Genomic DNA, 22630 nt, shown 5'->3' with positions numbered 1-22630 from the left:
CGGCCGCCGCAGGCCACAGCATAGAGTCGCCCGCCCCGGCCATCCATGCCGTGGAACCTGCCGGTGCCCCTCATGGAGCATGGGTCGGCACGCGAGGGATCCGGCGTGGAGTGGACGTTCCCGCGGTCGAACACCGTCGCCTCCGATGCGCGAGGCCGGGCCGGGCAGGTCCGCCCCACGCGCGTGGTTCGCGGCCCGACATCGCGGCCACCCGACGCGCTTCGAGAAGGCACATCCACTGGCCGGGCGACAGCACTCCGACAGCTGTGGTTTACCCACAGCAGACGTCGAACGGGTTTAGATCGCGACACGGTCTGAACAGCCCGGGCCCTCGGCCCGTACCTGTGCACGGATCACGAACCTCCCCCGGAAGGGAACGTCTGCAATGACCAGCGCCTCGTTCAAGCCCGCATCGGGACCTGCTCGTCGAACCGTCATGGCGGCGGCCGGAGCCGCGGGCCTCGCCGCCGCGCTGACCGCGTGCGGAGGCTCGGACGACAACTCCTCCAGCTCGACGGACACCTCCTCGTCCGCCGGTTCGACCGGTTCGACCGGCGGCGCGGACGCGGGCGGCAGCCCGAGCGGTGCCGCGTCGAGCGGCTCCGGCGGCGGTACCGCGCTCACGACGACCGCCGACATACCCGAGGGAGGCGGCAAGGTCTTCGCCGACCAGAAGGTGGTCGTCGTCCAGCCGAAGGCCGGCGAGTTCAAGGCGTACTCGGCCATCTGCACCCACCAGGGCTGTCCGGTGAAGAGCATCGCCGACGGCGTGATCAATTGCCCCTGCCACAACAGCAACTTCAACATCGCCGACGGCAGCGTGAAGAGCGGTCCCGCGAAGCAGCCGCTGCCCGCCGTGCAGATCACCGTGAGCGGAGACCAGATCACCCTCGCCTGACACTGTCGCGCTGCCGCTCGAAACAGGCCAGCACCTCGTCCGTGGTCGCGACCGTGGCGACCAACGCGAGGGTGTGGCGGATCATCGCGGGGGTGTACTCGGCGGGCACCCCCGCGATGGCGTCGGCGGGCACCACGACGGTGTATCCGCGGTTCACGGCGTCGAAGACGGCGTTGGGGACCGCCACGTTGGCGGAGACGCCGGTGACGATCAGTGTGCGGCAGCCCAGGTTGCGCAGCAGCGCGTCGACGTCGGTGCCCGCGAGGGGCGACAGGCCGTGCAGCCTGCGTACGACCAGGTCCTGCGGGGCGACCTGGACCGGGGCCGCCACCTGTACCGCCGGGGTTCCGGAAAGTTGCCGCACGGGGAGCCGTTCCGCGGCACGGAAGAGCCGGGCGTTGCGGCTGGCGCCGCGGCCGTCGGGACGCCGTTCGGCGATCGCGTGGACGACCTGGATCCCGCTGGTGTGCGCGGCCGCCACCAACCGGGCGACGTTGGGCAGGGCACCCGAGGCGTGCGCCTGACGCGCGAGCTCGGGCAGGGCGCTGTCGGGGCCGACCACGCCCTGCTGGCACTCGACGGTGAGCAGGACCGTGGTGGCGGGGTCGAGGAGTTCACCGAGCTGTTCGTACGACGGCATGGTGCCCCCTGGTCGCCTGCGGGGTGGGGCGGGTGAGCGTAGTCACCGTTGCGTGTGGAGGGAAGACGACCCATCCTTTTCTGACGTGATGTCAGAGGATCTCTCTGACACGACGTGGGAGAAGAGAAGAGGGGGCCGCATGACCGCAACTCAGCGCCGGGGCCGGAAGATCATGATGACACCGGGTGAGCTGGACGATTTCTTGACCAGCCAGCGCACCTGCCGGGTGGCCACCGTCTCCGCGGACGGCGCCCCGCACGTGAGCACCCTGTGGTTCGCGTGGGACGGCGTCTCGATCTGGCTGTACTCGGTGGTGCGAAGCAAGCGCTGGGCCGACCTGCGCCGTGACCCGCGGGTCGCGATCGTGGTCGACACGGGTGAGGAGTACGACGAGCTGCAGGGGGTCGAGCTGTCGGGGACGGTGGACTTCGTGGGCGAGAGCCCGCGCATCGGGGAGCTGTGCGCGGAACTCGACGTTCCCGAGACGTTGTTCGCGCGCAAGAACTTCCGCCTTGAGGAGATGCCGCACGACGGCCGCCACGCATGGATACGGCTGACGCCGGAGAAGGTCGTCTCCTGGGACTTCCGCAAGCTGGGCGGGGCGTAGCGGCCCTTCAGCCCACGCGTCGTGCCGCCGCCCGAAGGGACTCGACCGCCGCGCGGATCGAGGGGCGGCGGTCGGCGTCGGCCCGCCAGACGACGTAGACATGGCGGCGCACGCGCTGCCGGAGCGGGACGGTCACCACGCCGGGGGGTGTCGGATGGCGGCCGAGCAGCGGGGCGATGCACACGCCGAGCCCCGCTGCCACCAGCTGCAACTGGGTGTGGGTCTCCCCCGCGCGGTGGCCGACGATCGGCTCGACGCCCCGGGAGCGCAGGGTGAACATCAGCCACTCGTGGCAGAACTCGCCCTCGCCCCAGGTGATCCACTCGTCCTCGGCGAACTCCGCGAGGTCCACCTCGTCGCGTCCGGCGAGCGGATGCCCGGCCGGCATCGCCACATCGGCGGGGTCGTCCAACAGGGACGCCTTCACCAGGCCTTCGGGCAGTGCCATCGGCTTGTTGTACCAGTCCAGGACGACGGCCAGGTCGAGGTCCCCGCGGACGACGGCCGCGATGGCGTTCTCCGGCTCCAGCTCGCAGGAGCGCACCCGCAGCGCCGGGTGATCCGCCCGCAGCGCGGCCAGCGCCGTGGGGAACAGTCCGCGCGCGGCGGTCGGGAACGCGGAGAGCCGGAGTTCGCCGACGACCTGGCCGCGCTGTGCCTCCAGGTCGGACTGGGCGAGCTCCACCTGCGACAGGATGCGCCCCGCGTGCTCCGCGAGCAGCCGGCCCGCGTCCGTCAGCCGCACGCCCCGTCCGTTCTTGGCGAGGAGCTGCTGCCCGACCTCCCGCTCCAGCTTGGCCAACTGCTGCGAGACGGCCGAGGTCGTGATGTGCAGCGCCGCGGCCGCGCCACTGACGGAACCATGACGGGCGAGGGCGTCGAGGGTGCGTAGACGCTCAAGGTTCAGCATGCGTCCGATCGTAGGCATGCATAAGCGTTGCTACGAGGTACAGGGTGCGAAATCTCGATTGTGCTACGAGATCACGTCCAGCATCGTTGCCGGCATGACCACCGCCACGACCCCACGCACCCAGTCCCCCGCCGCCCCCTCCGGCTCGCGCCGTGCCCTCGACTGGCGTCTGCGCTTCGGCGCCCTGTCGCTGATCTGGGGCTTCAGCTTCCTCCTGATCAAGGTGGGCACCGAGAGTTACGCCCCCTTCCAGGTCACCCTGGGCCGTCTGGTGTTCGGTACGGCGGTGCTGGTGGCGGCGCTGGTGGCGAAGCGGGAGCGGCTGCCACGCGGCGCGCGGACCTGGGCCCATCTGGCGGTCGCCGCCTTCCTGCTCAACGCGCTGCCGTTCTCCCTGTTCGCGCACGCGGAGCTGACCATCCCGTCCACGCTCGCGGGCATCTGCAACGCGACCTCACCGCTGTGGGGCATGGCTCTGTCCCTGGTAGCCCTCTCCGAGGACCGCCCGACCCGTCTGAGGGTCGCCGGGCTCGGACTCGGCTTCCTCGGGGTGCTGACGGTGCTCGGCGCCTGGCAGGGCTTCAGCGGCCTCGACGTCACCGGCACCGCGATGGCCCTGCTGGCCTCGCTCAGCTACCCGATCGGCTGGATCTACGTCCGCCGCACCCTCGCGGGGTCGCGCGAGTCGCACCTGTCGCTGACGGGTGCGCAGCTGCTGCTGGCCACCCTCCAACTCGCCGCGGTCACCCCGCTGTTCACGACCCTCCCGACGAGCTTCCCGGTCGTCCCCCTGCTCGCCGTCGCGGCGCTGGGCGCGCTCGGCACCGGCATCGCGCTGCTCCTCCAGTACGGCCTGGTCGCCGAGGTCGGCCCCACCACGGCCCAGATGGTCACGTACTTCACCCCGGTCATCGCCATCGCCGCGGGCGTCGCGATTCTAGGCGAGTCGCTGAGCTGGTCGACACCGGTCGGCGCGGTGATCGTGCTGGCGGGCGCCGCGCTGACGCAGGGGCGGGCCGGGAAGCGGCGGTGACCCCGCGCCGGCGGCCGGGCCCCGGGCCGCTGAAGCAGCGGCCCTCGCCCGGAGTCCCCCTGGCCGGGCGTCCTCAGACGTGACTGCGCACCGGGGCCGCCCCCACCGCGGCGGCGACCGTGTCCGCCAGCGGGACGATCTCGTCCGCCGTCAGCGTCGCGACGGTGATCCGGATGCCGGGCGGGGCGCTCATCCGGAAGCGAGCACCGGGGGCGACCGCCCAGCCGGCGTGCAGGAGGCGGGCGACGGCGCCGGTCTCGTCCCGGACGGGCACCCACACGTTCATACCGCTGCGTCCGTGCGCCGCGATCCCCCGCTCGGCGAGTGCGTCGATCAGCGCGTCACGCCGTTCCCGGTACGACCGCGCCACGGCCCGGGTGTCGATCGCGCCGTCGGCCCACAGCCGCAGCACGGCCCGCTGTGTGATCCGGCTGACCCAGCCCGGCCCGAGCCGCTGCCGCCCACGCACCCGGTCGAGTGTGACGGCGTCGCCGGTGAGCAGGGCGAGTCGCAGGTCGGGGCCGTACGCCTTGGCCACCGAGCGCACGAACGCCCAGTGGTGCGTGGCCCCCGCGAGCGGATGCAGGGGCAGGTCGACGATCCGGTCGCCGTGGTCGTCCTCGATCAGCAGGGTGGCTGGGTACTCCTGGAGCACGGAGCGCAGGGCACGCGCGCGTGGGGCGCTCACCGCGGCGCCCGTCGGGTTCTGTGCCCGGTCGGTGACGACGAGAGCGCGTGCTCCGCCCGCCAGGGCCCGGTGCACGTCCTCGGGCAGCGGCCCCTCGTCGTCGAGGCCGACGGGGACGGTGCGCAGGCCGAGCGCGGGGACGAGGTCCAGCAGGCCGCCCCAGCCGGGGTCCTCGACGGCGACGGTGTCCCCGGGCCTGAGGTGTGCGGCGAGGACCCGCTCGATGGCGTCCAGCGCGCCGGAGGTGACGGCCACAGGTCCGGCCGGCACACCGTCGGCGTCCAGGCCGGCCCGGGCGGCGCGGGCCAGTTCGGGCTCCACCGGCTCGTCCCCGTAGAGGACCGGCTGCCGGTCGCCCCGCTCCGCGGCCGCGGCGAACGCCGGGGCCAGCGGTGGCAGCAGCGCCGGGTCCGGGTTGCCGCTCGCGACGTCCCGTACGCCGTCCGGTACGTCCATCCCGATGAACTCGCGGTCCGTGGTGGCCGGCGCGGACCGCACCCGGCTGCCGCGGCGCCCGGCGGTCTCGATGACCCCGCGCTCGCGCAGGGTGCGGTACGCGGCCGCGACGGTGTTCGGGTTCACCTCGAGCCGCTCCGCCAACTCGCGCATGGGCGGCAGGAGTTGGCCCGGCTCCAGCTCGCCCGCACCGACCGCGCTCTCGATGCTCGCCGCAATGTCCGCCGCACGCCGACCTTTGATCGGATAGTCTCCTAGCACAAACATCATTATGCACTAGTACAATGGAGATCGCCATGCAGGGGACCCCGCAGACGACGACACCCGCCACCTACCCCCCGTCCGACCGCACCGTCCCCACACGTTCCGCCGAACGGGCTTCGTACGACAAGGAGTTGGTGCACGCGATCCTCGACGAGGGCTACGTCTGCCACCTCGGCTTCGTCCGGGACGGCGCGCCGGTGGTTCTGCCGACGCTGTACGGGCGGGTCGGCGAGCGGCTGTACGTGCACGGTTCGACGGGTTCCCGCCCCCTGCGCATGACGGGCCAGGCCGACCCCGGCCTCGCGGTGTGCCTCACCGTGACCCACGTGGACGCGCTGATCCTGGCCCGCTCGGCGTTCCACCACTCGATCAACTACCGCTCCGTCGTGGTGCACGGCATCGCCCACGACGTGACGGACCCCGAGGAGAAGCGGGCGGCGCTGGACGCCCTGGTCGACCATGTCGTACCGGGTCGCGCCGCGGGCTCCCGGCCGGCCAACAAGAAGGAACTGGCCGCCACCGCGGTGATCCGCCTCGACCTGAACGAGGTCTCCGCCAAGCTGCGCACGGGCGGGGTGAACGACGAACCCGAGGACCTCGCCCTCCCCCACTGGGCCGGCGTGGTCCCCCTGCGCAAGGGCTACGACACCCCGCTCGCCGACCCCGGCCTGGCGCCGGGCACCGAGCTGCCCGAGCATGTGGCGGCGGTCCTGTGACGGGCACTTCCCACGGGGCCCGGTCCCTAGGAAGCCGTCTTCCGCGCTGACGCCTCCCGCCCCGGGCCCCCCGCGGCCACCGGATCCGGGGCGGACCTGGCGGGCGTCCTCGACTGGGCGATGAACGCCCCGGCCAGGACCAGCGCACCGCCCGCGACCTGGGGCGCCGAGAGGTGTTCGCCGAGGAGGATCCAGGCCAGGACGGTCGCGACGACCGCCTCCAGACAGCCGACGACGCCCGCGACCTGTGGGGAGAGCCGGCGTACGGAGACCACGCCGGTGACGTAGGCGATGACCGTGGCGACGAGTACCACCCAGGCCAGGAGCAGCCAGGCGGGTACCGATGTGCCGTCCATGTCGACGGAGCGCGTGAGCACGGAGGCGTCCATCGCCCAGGGGCGGACGAAGGCGGTCAGCAGTACGGCGGCGACGAGCAGGCCGTGCGCGACGACGCCGAGGGGGTCGGGGGCTTCGTCGCCCGAGTCGCCGCCGTCGTCGGACAGGACGAAGTAACCGACCTGGCAGCAGGCGGCGCCGAGCGCGAGGAGGAGGCCGAGTGCGTCGAAGCGCAGTCCCGACCAGGCATCGACGACACAGGCGAGTCCGCCCACGGCGAGCACCACACCGAGCGCCGCGGCCCGCGTCACCGGTTTGCGCTGCACGAACCGGACCCAGAGGAGGAGGAGGAGGGCGGGCCCGAGGTACTCGACGAGCAGCGCGACACCGACGGGAATGCGGGAGATCGCGGCGAAGTAGCAGCCCTGGACACCGGCCGCGGCGACACCGTACGCAAGGAGCAGCGCGGGCCTGCGGCGCACGAGCGCGCGATGCCGTACGGCGATGGGGAGCATCACCAGCGCGGCGCCCGTCACCCGCAGCCAGACCACGTGCAGCGGGTCGAGTCCCGCCTCGATCAGCGGTTTGGCGGCGATGCCGGATCCTCCGAACGCGATCGCCGAGGCGACCGCGAGACCGAGCCCGACGCTCTTGCTCCGACCTGCCTGACTGCTCCCAGACGTATGCACGGTACGCAATGATGACAGGCGGCGACATGAGCGTCATCCCCGTTGACACCTGTCTCACCGGCTGGACGAGCGGGTGCGGGCCGCCGTCTCAGTGGCCTGGGTGGCCGTCGCCGGCGTACTCCCGGGGTCGTGACTCGATGCGGGCGGCCAGCCCACGTGCGTCGATACCGGCCCGGGTCAGCACCTCCACGGCCCGCGCCTGCGGGTCGGCGACGATCGCGGTGAGCAGGTCGAGGCCGTGGGCAGGTGCGGCGCCGCGGCGTGCGGCACGGGTGCGCGCGTCCGCGAGCGCGGCGGCGGCCAGTGGCGAGAAGCCCGCGACGTCGCTCACGACGGGTACACCGCCGGAGTCCTCGACGCTGCCCTGCCAGCGCAGGCCGTAGCCGATGCTGCGCTGCACGAGGTAGCCGAGGAGGCGGGCGATCCGCGCGCCGTCGCCGGCGACGGCGGCGCGCGCCTCGGGGTCGTACTCCAGGAGCGAGTGGAGGAGATGCGCGGTGTCGATCTGGCGGTCCCCGTCCCTGACCGCACGTCGGCGGGCGGCGCCGAGCACCGCTGCCAGCTCGGTACCGAGCCCGCCGACGACGTCCGCGGCGCGGGGGCCCTGGTCACCGAGAGCCCGGTCAGCGGGGCCCTGGGCGGGGAGGCCGTGGTGGCGGGCCGCCTGCCGGGGGATACGGGGTTGCACATCCCCACCCCATCACTCCCGTCCGGTGCGAGGCATCCTCGGTGGGGAGCATTTTCCCGTCCCACGCGAAGTGGACATCGGCCGCGGATTCTCCTCCTCACGGAGGAGATCAGGCGTTTCTGACGGTTCATCAGTATTGAATGTTGCAGGGTCTGCGGCTACGTTCCGCGACACCGTAGCCCGTCACGAAGAGGTGGTCGCATGGCCGAAGTCAGCGCGGAGGCACGCATCGGGGCACCGGCCGAGAAGGTCTGGACGCAGCTCACGGACTGGCCGGCGTACGGGGAGTGGAACGCGACGCACACCAGCTTCCCCCGGGGCGGCCCCGAGACGCTCGAAACGGGCGCGACCTTCCAGGAGAACATGAAGCTGATGGGGTTCCCGGCCGAGGTCGACTGGACCGTGGAGGAACTGGAGCCGGCCCGGGTGCTCGCCATCCGGGGCAAGGGCCCGATGGCGGTGACCGTCGCCACGCGCTACACGCTGACCCCCGACGGCGACGCCACGACGGTGCGCATCGACGGCGAGTTCACGGGAGCGGCCGTGTCGCTCATGGCGGGCAAGCTGAAGGACTCCGCGACCGCGGCCCTCAACGAGTCGCTGCGCAAGCTGGGCGGACTGGTGTCCTGACAGCACGGCCGCACTTTTCGATCGGACACGTGAAGGCGCCCCGCGGAGGTTTCCGCGGGGCGCCCGTCATGACCACCAGGCGCTCAGTCCTCGTCGGCGAGGATCAGGTACAGCTTCTTGCGGGCTTCGTTGATCACGGCCAGCGCCTTGTCGCGCTGCTCCTTGCTGCCGGTCTTCCAGACCTGACCGAAGGCCTCCATCAGGCCGAACCCGGCCTGCCGGATCTCACCGAGGGCCTCCCAGTCGACGCCACGCCCGGCCTCTTCCCAAGGCGCGTCGGGACCCTCGTCGGCCGCCGCGCGGCCCGCCTCAGTGAGGGAGAACAGCTTCTTGCCGCCCTCGCTCGCACTGGCGATCAGCCCCTCGTCCTCCAGCAGTTGGAGGGTGGGGTAGACCGAGCCGGGACTGGGCTTCCACGCCCCGCCACTGCGCTCGGCGATCTCCTGGATCATCTCGTAGCCGTGCATGGGCCGGTCCCTCAACAGGGCCAGGATCGATGCCCGTACGTCCCCGCGCCGCGCCCTCCCCCTGGGTCCGCCACGCCCCCGGCCACCCCAGGGGCCGGGCCCGAACCCGGGCCCTCCGGGACCGAAGGGCCCGGCACCGCCCGGCCCGAAGGGCCCGAAGGCGGCACGACGCCCTTCGAAGCCACCCCAGCCACGCCGTGAGGGCCCGCCTTCTCCGTGCCCACGTCCATGTCCACGCTCGAATCCATGGCTGTGCATCGCCATCACTCCATTCCATCTTGATCTGTCGCGATGGCTCAACGATATATCGGTATGGTTCCCGTGACAAGGGCGCTGATGACTGATCGCGTGAGGCTTTCAGCGAGAGTTGTCACATTTCAGGGTCAATTGACACCCAAAGAGGGCATTCGCCCACCGGCCACTATGGCGGGGCACCGTTTCGACCGCGGTCGAGCCGCGTTGGGGACGTCCGCCTCCGCTGAGGAGCCAGGCAATCGAAGGCCTCCAGGACGGCAATCCTGGAGGCTTCGCTTGGCGCCGATTCGAGGTCGATTCCGGACACCACCCGTGGTTTTAGCGGGCCTGGGAGTGTCCACGTCCTTACGAGACGACCCCACGGTGCCCCACCACACCCACCGGGCAGGTCCCTCGGTGGAGTTGCCCAGGACGTCGACCCGGTAGCCGTCCAGGCGGGACTTCTTGGTGTAGTTGCCGTTGTCGGTCGCGGCGATCTTCCACTGCTGGTTCGGGCTGCCGGTGGGGGTCCACAGCTGGAGTTGTGTGCCGGGCCAGGTGGTGGCGTGGTCGATGTCGAGGGCCTTACCGCTGCCGACGCCGGTGATGGTGTAGTAGCCGGCGCTGTTGCAGGTCAGCTTCCACTGCTGGTGGGTGCCTCCGCTGTAGGTCCACTGGTCGATCAGGGTGCCGTTGGCGGTGGCGGCCCCGATCGCTTCCAGTACCTTGCCGCTCTGGACGCCGACGATCTTGTAGGTGCCGGAGAGGTCGGGCACTGTACCGGGGGTGATGGACAGGTTGGAGTACTGGACGGGGTAGTAGCCGGCGGTGCCGAGAACGACCAGGCCGCCGCCGTAGCTGGTGTCGGTCACCATGCCGACGGTGGTGCCGTCGATCTTGGCGGTGAGGGTACTGCCCTGGAAGGACAGGGTCATCTTGTGCCAGGTGTTCGTGCCGGGCGCGATCACCGTGCCGCTCGCCAGGGTCGTCCACGTCCAGGAGGTGTTCGTCTTCAGCAGCGACCAGGCGCCGGTGGCGGTCCTGGCTCGCCGAGCGCCCGCCTCCCCTGGAGCAACTACACCGTCAGCTCCGACGTGCTGCTGGAGAAGAGCGGCGGCGCCGCGGAGATCCTCGGCCGGGTCGGCACCCAGAAGACCAACAACGGCGGGCTCAACGCCTATCACCTGCGGCTGTCCGACCGCAGCGCATGTCAGCAGGAGAGGTGCTGGACTGCCGCCGCACCTACGCCCTGCCGCGCCTGGCCGGAACCCCCTGCGCGTCCTGGACGCCGCCCGCAACCGCGAGACGCTGATCCCGGTCACCGTGCTGGCGGGCGGGCTGTCGCCATAAGGCTGCCGTGCGGAGGATCGACAACGCTGGCCGACGGCGCCTCGTCCTTCGACGCACGCGACGCGACCGTTCTCCCAGCGGGCTTCGCCGCCGGCGTCGGTGGGATCCTGGCGGCCGGCAGGCTGAGCCGTCCTCTCCTGCGCCTCACCAGGAACAGGACGCACGATCGCAGGCAGCGCCCAGCGAGGGAACACCGTGGGCTCAGGGATCCGGCCATCCCAAGAACATTCCTGAGACCGCTGTCGTACTCAAGCGGCGCATCATCGCGCGAGAGTCTCGACTCATCGGTTCCCGCTGCCCTGTAGCTCAAGAAGCGGATCAAGCGCTTCGCGCTGGACAACGAACTCGATCACCTGTCCCATCGGCGACATCGTCTCGGTCGCACGGGATGAATGGCTCACCGCCCGCGGGTTCTGAGCCTGACTTCAGTGCACGAGGGGCGGCGGCCCCACGCCGGGGTGCGGCCGCCCCTCGCGCCGACTATTCCATTGGCCCAATGGGACGGGTGGCCATCCGCCTGGCTGGACCGCCCGGAGCAGCTCTCGTGCCTGATCACTCCCCCTACGCCCGCCGACTGCGTGAAATCGCCGACGCGGTCAACGCCGAGTGCCAGCCGAACGACGACGCTCTTACGCCGCACCCGAACACCCTTGCACGTCATGACGGTGGTACGGCTCGCAGGGACGGGAAAGCTACTGGTCAGAATGGGTTGGGTAGTTGATCGAGCCGTTCGCGGGCGCTGGTGACGACATGAGCCCAGTGCCAGTGGCGGGCGAGGCGGAGGATCTGACGGCAGCCGGTGGTGACGAGGTGGCCGGCCGGGCTGAACAGGCGGAGCCGCAGGCGGCGGGGTTCCCATGCCACCGCTTGTACGGGCCGGAGCTACAGCTACGGTCCTGTGATGACGTTGAGAAGCCAGGCTTCGGTCTGCTCGGCGACTTCCTTCCAGACCGGGTCGAGCGACAGACAATGACCAGCGTCCTCGCGATAGATCTCGTACGCCCCGAGGACGCGGCCGAGGGCACGAACGTGGTCGGCCGGCGCAAGAACGTCGTCGCCGGCGGCGACTACGAGTGACGGCGCCCGGACCGCAGCGACGTCGACCTCAGCAGTCCAGCGTGTAGCCTGCCAGACGGCCGTCGGCGACTCCGGTTGGAGCCGCGCGTAGTACGTCTTCGCGACATCCTGGTTGACGCGCGGCCAGAACAGTTCGCGGGCGACTTCCAGCGGCGGCGGCCCCCATGGCTGGTCCATGTCGATCGCGAGATCCACCGGTTCTGGAGCGAAACGCCCTGGCAACACCGGTGCCATGAGCGCGATCGCAGCCAAGTCTCGACCAGTGGTGGCGGCGTAGGTCAAGGTGGCGAGTCCCCCCATGCTCTGTCCGACGACGATCGGTGCAGCGTCGGTCGTCTCAGCCAGGCGCGCGACCGCGACTTCGACGTCTTCGGCGACTGCAGTGATGGGACGCTTGAGCCACTGCTGCTGCTCCATGGGTGCCGAGGAGCCGTGTGAGCGCCAGTCCAATGCGACATTGCGCCAGCCGCGCGCGGCGAACCAACCCTGCCATTCGGCAAAGCACCACGCGCCGTGGCACCCACCGTGGACGAAGACGATCGGGTTGGCGTGGGTGGCTCCGCCATCCGGTTCGACCTGGGTCAGCGCGATTCCGTCGACAACTTCGGTTGTCGTAGAGGAAGTCTCTTTCAGCATATGTTGATAGTTCCTGCGAAGCGGGCAGTTCTGTGTCACCCGCACGGGGCAATTCGGGGGTCTAGGTCGGCACGGACCGACTCGCGACCGGGCACCGAGACGACGTACTCCTCACCAACGCGGTCGACGCCCGTGGCAAGCCCCCCACAGACCATCACCACACCATGATGCTCGTGCAGACGCCGGAACCACTTGCCCACCTCGTCCCCGAGGACCCGCGCCATCGGCACCGGCGCCACCTCGATGACCGTCGTGAGCACTCCGATCTCGGTCGCCGTGGCAGTCACCTCGAGCGCGGCGAAGTCGCCGCCGATCACCGCGACACGAGACGCGGCTCGCAGGCGTTCCCGCAGCGCCGCTGCGTCATCGGCCGTCCGCAGGTAGCAGATGTGCTACCGCAGTCGTCCACGCGCACGACCAACGAATTTCCATGTCCAGCAGTTTCCCTTTCACCCTGGGTGGCCGTCGCGGCGACGGGAAGTCCCGCCTTCAGGGCGACCACGGAGTACTCCTGAATCTCGGCCGTACTCGGTCCCGGCCCCGGCCCCGGCCCCGGGCAGGCCCAATACACCCGAACGGGGACTGTGTGGCGGCAGCAGCTTTCCTAGTGTTTTTGCCATCGCTGCAGCATCTGCAGGCAGAGCCGCAATGGAGGAAAGTGCCGTGAGTGGTCTGGTCGTCCGTAGGACCTTCGCCCAGATAGAGGAAACCCATCTCGCCGCCGGACGGACGGACGGCCAGGGGCCGCTGAAGAAGATCGCGGTCTGCGCCGTGGTCACCAACCCGTTCGCCGGTCGCGGTTACGTCGCCGATCTCTCCGAGCTCATAGAAGCGTCCCAGGAGATCGGCACCCGACTCGGTGAAGAGGCCGTGCGTCTGCTCGGCCAGGCACCGCAGAGCTACGGCAAGGCGGGCGTCGTCGGCACCGACGGCGAGCAGGAGCACATCAACGCCGCACTCACCTCCACCTTCGGCAACGCCCTGCGCGACGCGATCGGCGGCGGCAAGGCGTGGATCACGTCCGTCACCAAGGCGGGGGCCGCCGGCACGACCATCGACGTACCCCTCGCCTTCAAGGACGAGATCTGGGTCCGCAGCCACTACGACGCGATCACCGTGCACCTCCCTGACGCCCCCCACCCCGATGAACTGGTCATCATCGCGGCGGTCGCCAACCGGGGCCGGATCAACGCCCGGGTGGGTGGAATGACCGCCGCAGAGGCGAACGCCACGGACACTTCCAAGGCGACGTCGTGAACAGCATCGCCGTCACCGGCGCGGGCACGATCCTGTCCGGCGACCACCGGCAACCCGTCATCGAGGACGCCGACACCGTGATCGCCGTCGACGGCTCGATCACAGCGGTCGGCCGGAGGGCGGAACTGGCCGCACAGGTGGAGGCCAGCGAGGTCGTCGTCGACGCCCAGGGCGCGACGATCGCCCCAGGGCTGATCGACTCGCACTGTCACGTCGTACTGGGGGACTACACACCTCGTCAGAAGACCGTCGACTTCCTGGCCAGTTACGTGCACGGCGGCATCACCAGCGTGGTTTCGCCCGGCGAGATCCACGCCCCCGGACGACCGCACGACGCCGCAGGCGTCAAGGCGCTGGCCATCGCCGCCAGGTCCTGCTTCGCGGGCTTCAGCCCAGGGGGCATGACCGTGCACGCAGGGTCCGTCGTCTTGGAACCGTGCCTGACCGACCAGGACTTCACGGACCTCCAGGCCGCCGGTGTCCGCCTCGCCAAGTTCGGGTTCGGGCTCTACGAGGATCCGGCCGACGGATACGACCAGGTCCGCTCCGCGCAGAAGCACGGCATCACGGTCATGTGCCACTCCGGCGGTGCCAGTATCCCCGGCAGCAAGCCGATCACCCCGGCACACCTGCTCCACCTCGCGCCCGACGTGTGCGGACACATCAACGGCGGCCCCACGTCGCTGCCGGCTGCGGGCGTGGACACGATCATCGAGCAGACCGGGATGGCCCTGCAGCTGGTGCAGGCCGGAAATCTCCGGTCCGCGGTCCGGATCATCGAGAAATGCCACGCGGAGGACCGCTTCGACCGTGTGGTGATCGGCTCGGACACCCCGACCGGCACCGGGGTGATGCCGCTGGGCGTCATCAAGACGGTCGCGGAGCTCTCCTCCCTGTCCGGTATCGACCCGGCCCAGGTGTGGGCTGCCGCCACCGGGAACAACGCCCGCACCTGGAGCCTGCCCGCCGGCTTCGTCGCCGCCGGGGCGGCCGCGGACATCGTCGTGATGGACGCGCCCTGGGGATCGACGGCCGACGACGCGCTCGGAGCACTGGCCATCGGGGACATCCCCGGTATCACCGCCGTGATCACCGCCGGTGTCCTGCGCAACCTGACCAGCCGCAACACCCCCAGGGCGGCGCGCCTCGTGCACGTCGAGCCGGCCATGCCACACCTCGCCGCCACCGGTCACTAGAGCAATCTCCGACTGGGGCCATCAGCGGAACGTGCCCCGCGTGAACAGGAAGAGTGTCATGTCCGTCCAGGTGATCTTCGAACCGGCCAAGTGCCAGGGGTACGCCAACTGCCTCATCGAAGCCCCCGAGATCTGGGACTTCGACGAGGACGACAACAGAGCGGTCCTACGCCTGAGCGACCCCGGCGACGCCCTGCGAGCCAAGGCCGAGGCGTCCGCCCGCTGCTGCCCGGCCCAGGCCATACGCGTCGAGGAGCTGAACCCGTGAAGCGCATCGTGGTGGTCGGCGGTTCGCTGGCCGGCGTCAACGCGCTGGAGGAGATCAGGGAACGCGGCTTCTCCGGCGACCTTGTCCTCGTAGGCGCCGAGCCGCACCTTCCGTACACCAGACCGCCGCTGTCCAAGGAGGCGCTGGCCGACGGAATCGACCATGAGCAACTGGCGTTGCGGCCCCCCGGCTGGTACACGGAGCACGGCGTCACCCTCCGCCTCGGACATGCCGCCTCGGGCCTCGACCCCCGCGGTCGAGTCGTCGTACTGGACGACGGGACGACGATCGCCTACGACGGCCTGGTCATCGCCACCGGCTCGTCCTCGCGCAGATCCGCCCTGACGGCCGGGATCACCCGTGCCCACGAGCTCCGCGGCGTCGATGACGCCGAACGGCTGTTCCGTGCCCTGCGGAACTCGGGCCATCTCGTCGTGATCGGCGCGGGCTTCATCGGATTGGAGGCAGCTGCCACCGCGCGAGGACTGGGGCTCGACGTGACGGTCGTGGACATCGCCGCGTCGCCGATGCACCGGGCCTTCGGCCCCGAGGTGGGCGACTGGTTCCGGCGTCGGCACGAGGAACACGGGGTCCGGATCCTGTGTGCCACGGGTGTCGCACAGATCGAGGAGCAGGGCCCTCGAACCCTGGTCCGGCTGGCCGACGGCGAGACCCTCGCAGCCGACGCCCTGCTCGTCGCCGTCGGAGCCGCACCCGCCACGTCCTGGCTGGACGGATCCGAGGTCTCGGTCGGAGACGGAATCCTCTGCGAACCGGACCTCGCGACCAGTGTCCCCGACGTCGTGGCCGCCGGGGACGTGGTCCGATGGCACAACCGGACATTCGACGAGTCGATGCGCGTCGAGCACTGGACCAACGCCGTCGAGCAGGGCCGTCACGCCGCCGCGACCCTGCTCGGCGAGCGACGCCCCTTCGAGTCCGTCCCCTTCTTCTGGACCGACCAGTTCGACGCGAAGCTGCGCTGCGTCGGCCGGCCGGGGGCAGCGGACGACGTCGAGATCCTCACCGAGAACGACACCACCCTCGTCGCGGTCTACGGCCGCCGAGGACTCCTGAGCGGCGCCGTGTGCGTCAACGCTCCACGCCAACTCGCCGCGCTGCGCCAGGCGGTCGCCGCCCGCACACCCTTTGCCGAGGTGGCCGGGTCCGGCCTGGTCTCCTCCTGACCCGCCCCGGCACCACGCCTCACTACCCAAGGACACAGATGACCAGCACAGCCATAACCGAGAACCGTGACGCCCTGTCGATCATCGAACTGTTCCCGCAGGACGAGGACTGGTCGCTGCAGACGATGCGTCTGCTCGCGCAGGTAGCCGTAGGCGGCGCCGACCTCTTCGAATGCGCGCGCACCGCCGCCCGCATCGGCCGCACGACGACCGACGGCGAGGTCTGGCAGCGGGAATGGAGCCGTACCGCCGAAGAGGTCGCGGCTGCCGGCGAGGCGGCTCTGGAACGCGGTGACATCACCACCGCGCAACGGTCCCTGCAGCGGTCGTGCAGTTACCACCGGCACTCGGAGTTCTTCCTCGCGTCCTCCGACCCGCGCCGAGAGCAGGCGTACAGGAAGGGGACGGCGAACTTCCAGAAGGCCGCCGAGCTCACCGACGGACTGATCGAGCGCATCCAGGTCCCCTTCGAGGGCACGACGATGGACGGCTACTTCGTCCGGCCCGACACCTCGGACACGCCCCGGCCCACGGTCCTCTTCCTCGGTGGCGCGGACTCCTGGGCCGAGGAACTCTACTTCCTGGGCGGCTCCGAGTTCCCGGCCCGCGGCATCAACGTCGTCTTGGTGGACACTCCCGGCCGCGGCAGCTCCCTGCGCTTCAAGCAGCTCTACAGCCGTCCCGACTACGAAGTCCCCGTCGCGGCCATCCTGGACTTCCTGGAGCAGCGCCCCGACGTCGACGCCGACCGCATCGGACTCGCCGGCGTGAGCTTCGGCGGCTACTACGCTCCCCGGGCGGCGGCCTTCGAGCCGCGGGTGAAGGCGGTCGCGGCCTGGTGCGGCACGTGGAGCATCCTCACCGACTTCTACGAGTTCTACCCGCCCCTGCAGCAGCAGCTGCAGTGGCTGACCGGGTCCAAGGACGACGCCGAGGCGCGCCGCAAGCTGGCCGCTTTCACGCTGGACGGCGTGGCCGAGAAGCTCAGCATCCCGGTCTACGTGATGCACGGCACCGACGACATCATCATGGACATCGCGGGTGCCCGGCGCTTCATCGACGCCCTCACCACGGACGACGTGACCGCCGACATCTACGACGGCGCCGGCTCGCTGCACTGCAGCTACGACTACTTCTCCGTCGCGACCGCGCGCCTTGCCGACTGGTTCGTCCAGCGGCTCGGCTGAGGCACGGAGACCGCCGTGTACTCAATCCACCGACTCCTGTGGGACATCCGCCGGCATCCCGATGTGGCGGCCCGTTATCGGTCGAGCCCCGACGAGGTTCTCGACGCCTACGGCATCACCGGGGAGTTCCGCACCTGGATGAAGGACCTCGACTTCAAGTCGATGTACGAGCACGGGGTCAACCCGTACCTGCTGTATTTCTGCGCAATCCAGCTGGAGGTCGACCGCGCCGCGTACTACGCGCAGATCCGAGGAGAGAAGTCCTGATGAGAACGTACGGCCGCATCGTCGGCGCCTTCGCGGCATCCCACTCGCCCGGCATCACCGGGTGGCCGGAGCGCGCCGCGTCCGACGCCCGGGCCACGGTGGAACAGGCGTATGCCGACGTACGTCGTCGCATCGAGGACCTCGAACCGGACGCCGTGATCGCGGTATCGGTCGAGCACTTCACCAACTTCCACCTCGGCAACCTGCCCGCCTTCGCGATCGCCACCGGAGATTCCTATCTCGGGCCTGCGACCGCAGAGATGGCCGGCTTTCTGCAGGTCGAGCAGCACCAGTACCCGGGCGCGGCCGCCCTGGGCAGCCACCTGTACGCCTTCGCGCTCGAGGCGGAATTCGATCCCGCCCTGGTCGAAGGGGGACTGGAGTTCGACGAGAACTTCTGCGTCCCGCTGAAACACCTCGACCCCGGCTCCAAATATCCGCTGGTCCCCGTGATCGTCAATGGCGTGAACCCTCCGTGGCCCACGCCGAAGCGCTGCTACGACTTCGGGCGCATGATCCGCGGTGCCGTCGAGAACCAGACCGAGGTCAAGAGGGTGGTGGTCCTCGCCACCGGTGGCCTGTCGCACTGGGTCGGACTGCCCGAGTCCGGCCACATCAACGAGGAGTTCGACCGCGACTTCATCTCCCGGCTGGAGTCGGGCGATCCGGAGCGCCTGACGGACTACACCGGCGAGGAGATCGACCGGGCCGGCAACGGCGCCCACGAGATCCGTACCTGGCTCGTCGCCGCCGGCGCGGCCGGGGTCGGCTTCGACGTCCTCGCCTACGAGCCGGTACCCACCTGGCTCACCGGCACCGCGGTCGCCGCAGCCCGGCTGTGACCACCGCATAGGCCCCACAAGAAAACGCACTGCTTCCAGGAATTCAGGAATTACAGAAGGAGTTACCGTGAGCAAGCTTCCCAAGATCACCGGACGCGACATGCGCGGTGTGATGGCCTACCCCCCGACCCCGGCCCTGCCCGGCGCCGAGCGCGTCGACGCGGTCGACACGGTCGACCTGGACGAGACCGAGCGCATGATCCGCAACCTGATCAACGACGGCGTCGACGCGATCGCGCTCAACGGCACCCTCGGCGAGATGGCCACCCTCACCCTGGAGGAGTGGAAGGCGTACGCGGCCTGTGTCGCGGAGACCGTCCGGAGCGTCGACGAGGACTTCCCGGTCTTCATCGGCGCTACCACGCTCAACACCCGTGACACCGTCTCCCGGATGAAGTACCTGGCCGATCTCGGGATCACCGGCACGCTGCTCGGACGGCCGATGTGGGGAGAGATGGTCGCCCCGGTGATGGAGCGCTTCTACCGCGACGTCGCCACCGCCGTACCCGAGCTGGCGATCGTCGTCTACGACAACACCGCGGCCTTCCGCGGCATCATCCCCCGGCGGGTGTACAAGACGCTCGTGGAGCTGCCGCAGGTGGTGGCGGTCAAGTACGCCGGCGGTGCGTCGGTCGGCTTCCGCTACCACAACGACATGGCGCACACCGGGACGAGTTTCCCTCTGATGTCCATCGAGACCGACTGGTACCCGGCCTGGGAGATGTACGGCGAGGAGCTCGTCGGCATGGCCTGGTCGTCCACGACCGCGATGGGTCCCGGCCCGGTCCTGGAACTGCGTGACGCGCTCCAGCAGGGGCGGATGGAGGACGCACGCTGGCTCACCGAGCGGCTGCGCTGGGCCCACGAACCCTTCCTGGTGGGACAGGACTTCATGGAGTTCGCCAAGTACAACATCCCGCTGGAGAAGATCCGGGTGAACGGCGCCGGTTACCTCAACGTCGGCAAGTGCCGCCCGCCGTACACCGAGGACCTCGTCCCGCAGGAGCATGTGACCACGACCGACGAGCATGTGAAGCGCTACCTGCAGATCCGGACCGAGATCGAGCAGCGGTTCGGCAAGCGCACCCCGAAGCAGGCTCTGAGCCAGGTGTGACGGGATGAACACGAAACCGGAATCCCAGTCCCTCGCCGCGTGGGTCGAGGAGACCCGCGAGGGTATCGACAGCGGCCGGTTCCCCGCCCGCGCCTTCAACGACCAGGCCGTTTACGACCTGGAGCAGGAACGGCTGTTCTCCAAGACGTGGTGCTTCCTCGCCCACGAGAGCGAGATCCCCCATCCCGGCGACTACGTGACCCGGTACATCGGGAACAACAACCTCATCGTCGCCAGGGACGAGCACGGCGAGATCCACGCCAGCCTGAACATGTGCCGGCATCGCGGCAACGTGATGTGCAAGGCGGAGATGGGCAACGCCTCCCACTTCCGCTGCTCGTACCACGGCTGGACCTACAAGAACTCCGGCGAACTGGTGGGCGTGCCCTACATGAAGGAGGGCTACGAAGGCAGGCTCAAGCGCAAGGACTGGGGTCTGGTCCGGGTCAGGGTGGACTCCTACGAGGGGCTTGTCTTCGGCTGCCTGGACCCGGAGGCGCCGCCCCTGGACGAATACCTGGGAGGGTTCCAGTTCTACCTGGACCTCTACCTCAAGCACGGGCTCGGCGGGGTCGAGGTCCACGGGCCGCCGGACCACTGGATAGCCGACACCGACTGGAAGATCTGTACCGAGAACTTCGCCGGCGACGGCTACCACACCCCGGTGGCCCACCAATGGGGATTCCACCTCGGCTACTTCCCCTCCTCGGGCTCGACGCACAGCCAGGGCTGGGCCGTCAGCATTCCCGGAAAGGGCCACGGCATCGGTCTGGGACACGGTCCGAACTTCCCGCCTTTCGGGGGTTTCCCCGACGATCTGGTGGCGGAAATGAAGCAGTCGCTCAGCCCGGAGCAGGTGGCGGTGTTCTCCCGCACCCGGACGGCGGTCGGGTCGGTCTTCCCCAACCTCTCCTTCCTGATGCAGCCGTTCAGCCTGGAACCCGGCGAGATCGGGGTCCGATTCGTCACCATGAGGCTCTACCACCCCGTCGGTCCGGGCCGGATGGAGATGTACTCCTGGTGCCTGGTGCCCAAGAACGCCTCTCAGGAGTACAAGAAGGAGGCTTATCGCGCCTACACCTTGGCGTTCGGCCAGGCGGGCACCTTCGAACAGGACGACTTCGAGAACTGGACGAAGGTCACCCAGGCAGCAGGGATGACGATGGTCCGCGATGTCGACTTCCCCTACATCATGGGCATGGACAGCGCGCCGGACCCGGAGTTCCCGGGCCCGGGCCACGCGGTCGTCCCCTACGTCAACGACACCAACTTCCGCAACCTGTGGAGCCGGTGGGCGGACTACCTGGCAGGGGAGGCGTGATGGGCGAGCGACCCGTCGACCGCGACACCGTCTCCGAGATCCAGGAGTTCATGTTCCGTGAGGCGCTGGCGCTCGACGAACGCCGCTTCCGGGACTGGCTGGCGATGCTGACCGACGACATTCGCTACGAAGCGCCACTGCGAGTGATCCGGGAAGGCCTCGCAGTCTGGGATCTCTCGCCGACGTCGCGGATCTTCGACGACGACCGGCAGACCCTCGAGGTGCGGATCCAGCGGTTGGAGACCGACTTCGCCTGGGCGGAGCAACCGCCCTCCCAGACGCGGCACTTCGTCACCAACGTTCTGGTCGACCCGGGCGACAACCCGGACGAGTACAAGGTTCACTCCAACTGCTTCATCTACCGCAGCCGTGGCACCAGTCCGACACCGAGTCTCTACTCGCTTTCCCGCAAGGACGTCGTCCGTCGCACGGAGGACGGATGGCGCCTGGCCCGCAGATGGGCGGCCTTCGACCAAGCGCTGATCAACGCGCACAACCTGTCCATCCTGATCTAGCGAGGCACGACGTGGACGAGATCAGCAAGCAACCCACCATCGAGCGTCCGCCGGTCGGTGACGTCTCGCAGTACCCGGAGCAGTCGGCCGAGGGGCCGATCGTCATCGCGAACGAGTTCGCCGACGTCGTGATCCGCAAGGTCGAGACGCGCAACGGCATGCGGCTGGACATCTGGTCGCCTCGCCGGGGCAGCAGGATCCTTCTGGACGCGGTCGCCCTCGACTGCCTCACCTTCCAAGAGCCGGAGCTGATCTCGGAGCTGCTGGAGAGGAGGCCGGCACCGTGAGCGGGCGCCTCGGTGGTCTGAGCATGCTCGTCGCCGGTGCCGGTTCCGGCATCGGCAGGGCTGCCACCCTGGCCTACCTGCAAGAGGGCGCGACGGTCACCGCGATCGAGCGGTCCGCCGAGCACGCTGCCGCACTGCGCCGCGAGGGCGAGGGCTCGCCCCTGCACGTGGTCGAAGGAGACGCGACCCGTGCCGACACCCTCGCGAAAGCAGTGGAAGAGGCAGTCCTGGCCGGCGGAGGACTCCATCAGCTCACGTGCTGCGTCGGTGTGTTCGATCATTACGCCTCGCTCCGTGAGCTGCCCGTGGACAAGCTCGTCGGTGCCGCCGAGGAGACGTGGCGGCTCAATGTCCTCAGCACTCTGGTCGCGGTCGCCACGGCGTGGCCGGCGTTGCGCGGCACCCGCGGTTCCGTGACCCTCACGCTCTCGGAATCGGCCTTCCGCCCTGCCGGTGGAGGTGTCCTCTACGGGAGCTCCAAGTGGGCTCTGCGCGGCGTGGTACAGCACCTCTCAGTGGATCTTGCCCCACATGTGCGGGTGAACGGGGTCGCACCGGGAGGTACCACGGGCACCAGGTTCTCCGGCCTGGACGCTCTTGGGCAGGGCGAGTCCACCGTCGACGCCAGGGGCGGCCGCGACGAGCGCATCAGAGCCGGCACCGCTCTCCAGGTAAAGCCAACTCCCGAGGACCACGCCGGCGCCTTTGTCTACCTGGCCGACCCGGTTGCCGCACGGATCGTCACGGGAGTCGTCATCAACAGCGACGGCGGGCACACCGAGGGCTGACGAGGCACGTGTGGCTTGCGGCCGCGCCTCGTGCGCAACGTACGGCGAGGGTACGGCCGCGAGCCACAGGCACGGGGGTCAT

Annotated in this window: 26 protein-coding genes and 1 pseudogene; 17 read left to right on the top strand and 10 right to left on the bottom strand. The window is 69.8% G+C overall.

From position 1 onward, the window contains the following. The first annotated feature begins 385 nt into the window (after window positions 1-385). Entirely contained in the window at window positions 386-898 is a 513-nt protein-coding gene (locus tag IG99_RS11105; RefSeq protein ID WP_037672406.1) for a Rieske (2Fe-2S) protein, read from the top strand. Here IG99_RS11105 and IG99_RS11100 read toward each other — a convergent pair. Then, window positions 885-1538, bottom strand: coding sequence for a cysteine hydrolase family protein (locus IG99_RS11100; protein WP_037672405.1), 654 nt, complete (start codon window positions 1536-1538; stop codon window positions 885-887). The genes IG99_RS11105 and IG99_RS11100 overlap by 14 nt on opposite strands. Before the next feature lie 139 nt (window positions 1539-1677). Between IG99_RS11100 and IG99_RS11095 the strand changes: the two genes are divergently transcribed. Next, window positions 1678-2145, top strand: a complete 468-nt coding sequence (locus IG99_RS11095; protein WP_037672404.1) for a pyridoxamine 5'-phosphate oxidase family protein — start codon at window positions 1678-1680, stop codon at window positions 2143-2145. 7 nt (window positions 2146-2152) lie between these two features. On the opposite strand, the gene IG99_RS11090 is transcribed toward IG99_RS11095, so the two are convergent. Then, window positions 2153-3055 (bottom strand): LysR family transcriptional regulator, encoded by a 903-nt coding sequence (locus tag IG99_RS11090; RefSeq protein WP_037672403.1) that lies wholly within the window; start codon window positions 3053-3055, stop codon window positions 2153-2155. Window positions 3056-3113: 58 nt separating this feature from the next. Here IG99_RS11090 and IG99_RS11085 point away from each other — a divergent pair, with 58 nt between their 5' ends. After that, window positions 3114-4088, top strand: a complete 975-nt coding sequence (locus tag IG99_RS11085; protein WP_037672402.1) for a DMT family transporter — start codon at window positions 3114-3116, stop codon at window positions 4086-4088. Window positions 4089-4161: 73 nt separating this feature from the next. Here the strand turns inward: IG99_RS11085 and IG99_RS11080 are convergent, their stop codons facing one another. Further along, window positions 4162-5493, bottom strand: a complete 1332-nt coding sequence (locus IG99_RS11080) for an aminotransferase class I/II-fold pyridoxal phosphate-dependent enzyme (RefSeq protein WP_037672400.1) — start codon at window positions 5491-5493, stop codon at window positions 4162-4164. A 35-nt stretch (window positions 5494-5528) separates the two neighbouring features. On the opposite strand from IG99_RS11080, the gene IG99_RS11075 reads away from it, so the two are divergent. Further along, window positions 5529-6212, top strand: coding sequence for a pyridoxamine 5'-phosphate oxidase family protein (locus IG99_RS11075; RefSeq protein ID WP_037672399.1), 684 nt, complete (start codon window positions 5529-5531; stop codon window positions 6210-6212). Window positions 6213-6238: 26 nt separating this feature from the next. Here the strand turns inward: IG99_RS11075 and IG99_RS11070 are convergent, their stop codons facing one another. Both IG99_RS11070 and IG99_RS11065 read right to left on the bottom strand, forming a co-directional pair. Beyond that, complete coding sequence (locus IG99_RS11070; RefSeq protein ID WP_037672398.1) at window positions 6239-7237, bottom strand: EamA family transporter; 999 nt, start codon at window positions 7235-7237, stop codon at window positions 6239-6241. Window positions 7238-7325: 88 nt separating this feature from the next. Beyond that, window positions 7326-7925, bottom strand: coding sequence for a Clp protease N-terminal domain-containing protein (locus IG99_RS11065; protein ID WP_037672397.1), 600 nt, complete (start codon window positions 7923-7925; stop codon window positions 7326-7328). 201 nt (window positions 7926-8126) lie between these two features. Here IG99_RS11065 and IG99_RS11060 point away from each other — a divergent pair, with 201 nt between their 5' ends. Next, entirely contained in the window at window positions 8127-8555 is a 429-nt protein-coding gene (locus tag IG99_RS11060; RefSeq protein WP_037672396.1) for a type II toxin-antitoxin system Rv0910 family toxin, read from the top strand. A gap of 83 nt (window positions 8556-8638) precedes the next feature. Here IG99_RS11060 and IG99_RS45240 read toward each other — a convergent pair whose 3' ends face one another. The 5 genes and pseudogenes from IG99_RS45240 to IG99_RS11040 all read right to left on the bottom strand — a co-directional run bounded on the left by IG99_RS45240 (window position 8639) and on the right by IG99_RS11040 (window position 12699). Next, the gene (locus tag IG99_RS45240) at window positions 8639-9280 is read right to left on the bottom strand and encodes a PadR family transcriptional regulator (protein WP_078947672.1); all 642 of its coding nucleotides are present in this window, start codon (window positions 9278-9280) and stop codon (window positions 8639-8641) included. Window positions 9281-9405: 125 nt separating this feature from the next. Further along, a complete protein-coding gene (locus tag IG99_RS11050) occupies window positions 9406-10440 on the bottom strand; it encodes an RICIN domain-containing protein (RefSeq protein WP_158973174.1) in 1035 nt (344 codons plus the stop codon). Window positions 10441-11305: 865 nt separating this feature from the next. Next, window positions 11306-11476, bottom strand: a pseudogene (locus IG99_RS47510) (IS1380 family transposase); the annotation flags it as partial. 18 nt (window positions 11477-11494) lie between these two features. Then, complete coding sequence (locus tag IG99_RS11045; protein ID WP_037672390.1) at window positions 11495-12319, bottom strand: alpha/beta hydrolase; 825 nt, start codon at window positions 12317-12319, stop codon at window positions 11495-11497. 35 nt (window positions 12320-12354) lie between these two features. After that, window positions 12355-12699, bottom strand: coding sequence for an FAD-dependent oxidoreductase (locus tag IG99_RS11040; protein WP_267882527.1), 345 nt, complete (start codon window positions 12697-12699; stop codon window positions 12355-12357). 283 nt (window positions 12700-12982) lie between these two features. Here IG99_RS11040 and IG99_RS11035 point away from each other — a divergent pair, with 283 nt between their 5' ends. From IG99_RS11035 to IG99_RS10980, 12 genes are all read left to right on the top strand, one after another. Further along, on the top strand, window positions 12983-13576 hold the full coding sequence (locus IG99_RS11035; RefSeq protein ID WP_234311809.1) for an amino acid synthesis family protein: 594 nt from the start codon (window positions 12983-12985) through the stop codon (window positions 13574-13576). Continuing rightward, window positions 13573-14772, top strand: a complete 1200-nt coding sequence (locus IG99_RS11030; RefSeq protein ID WP_037672385.1) for an amidohydrolase family protein — start codon at window positions 13573-13575, stop codon at window positions 14770-14772. The genes IG99_RS11035 and IG99_RS11030 overlap by 4 nt, the downstream gene beginning before the upstream one ends. 40 nt (window positions 14773-14812) lie before the next feature. After that, window positions 14813-15040, top strand: a complete 228-nt coding sequence (locus IG99_RS48685) for a ferredoxin (RefSeq protein ID WP_234311808.1) — start codon at window positions 14813-14815, stop codon at window positions 15038-15040. Continuing rightward, window positions 15037-16227 (top strand): NAD(P)/FAD-dependent oxidoreductase, encoded by a 1191-nt coding sequence (locus tag IG99_RS11020; RefSeq protein ID WP_037672383.1) that lies wholly within the window; start codon window positions 15037-15039, stop codon window positions 16225-16227. Before IG99_RS48685 ends, IG99_RS11020 begins: the two co-directional genes overlap by 4 nt. A 38-nt stretch (window positions 16228-16265) precedes the next feature. After that, window positions 16266-17414 (top strand): alpha/beta hydrolase family protein, encoded by a 1149-nt coding sequence (locus IG99_RS11015; protein WP_051865197.1) that lies wholly within the window; start codon window positions 16266-16268, stop codon window positions 17412-17414. Between the two features lie 15 nt (window positions 17415-17429). Continuing rightward, entirely contained in the window at window positions 17430-17681 is a 252-nt protein-coding gene (locus tag IG99_RS11010; protein ID WP_037672380.1) for a hypothetical protein, read from the top strand. Next, window positions 17681-18523, top strand: a complete 843-nt coding sequence (locus tag IG99_RS11005) for a DODA-type extradiol aromatic ring-opening family dioxygenase (protein WP_037672378.1) — start codon at window positions 17681-17683, stop codon at window positions 18521-18523. Before IG99_RS11010 ends, IG99_RS11005 begins: the two co-directional genes overlap by 1 nt. A 67-nt stretch (window positions 18524-18590) precedes the next feature. Continuing rightward, complete coding sequence (locus IG99_RS11000) at window positions 18591-19637, top strand: dihydrodipicolinate synthase family protein (protein WP_078947647.1); 1047 nt, start codon at window positions 18591-18593, stop codon at window positions 19635-19637. Window positions 19638-19641: 4 nt separating this feature from the next. Next, window positions 19642-20958 (top strand): aromatic ring-hydroxylating oxygenase subunit alpha, encoded by a 1317-nt coding sequence (locus tag IG99_RS10995; protein ID WP_051865194.1) that lies wholly within the window; start codon window positions 19642-19644, stop codon window positions 20956-20958. After that, window positions 20958-21473: a 3-phenylpropionate/cinnamic acid dioxygenase subunit beta gene (locus IG99_RS10990; RefSeq protein ID WP_037672377.1), complete on the top strand. Its 516-nt coding sequence runs from the start codon at window positions 20958-20960 to the stop codon at window positions 21471-21473. Before IG99_RS10995 ends, IG99_RS10990 begins: the two co-directional genes overlap by 1 nt. An 11-nt stretch (window positions 21474-21484) precedes the next feature. Beyond that, complete coding sequence (locus IG99_RS10985; RefSeq protein ID WP_234311807.1) at window positions 21485-21760, top strand: dihydrodiol dehydrogenase; 276 nt, start codon at window positions 21485-21487, stop codon at window positions 21758-21760. After that, window positions 21757-22548: an SDR family NAD(P)-dependent oxidoreductase gene (locus IG99_RS10980; RefSeq protein ID WP_037672376.1), complete on the top strand. Its 792-nt coding sequence runs from the start codon at window positions 21757-21759 to the stop codon at window positions 22546-22548. The genes IG99_RS10985 and IG99_RS10980 overlap by 4 nt, the downstream gene beginning before the upstream one ends. Window positions 22549-22630: the final 82 nt, after the last annotated feature.

The organism is Streptomyces griseus subsp. griseus (assembly GCF_000720255.1).
Taxonomy (GTDB): domain Bacteria; phylum Actinomycetota; class Actinomycetes; order Streptomycetales; family Streptomycetaceae; genus Streptomyces; species Streptomyces griseus_I.
The sequence above is the reverse complement of the archived record's forward strand: the minus strand, read 5'-3'. Positions and strand labels throughout refer to the sequence as shown.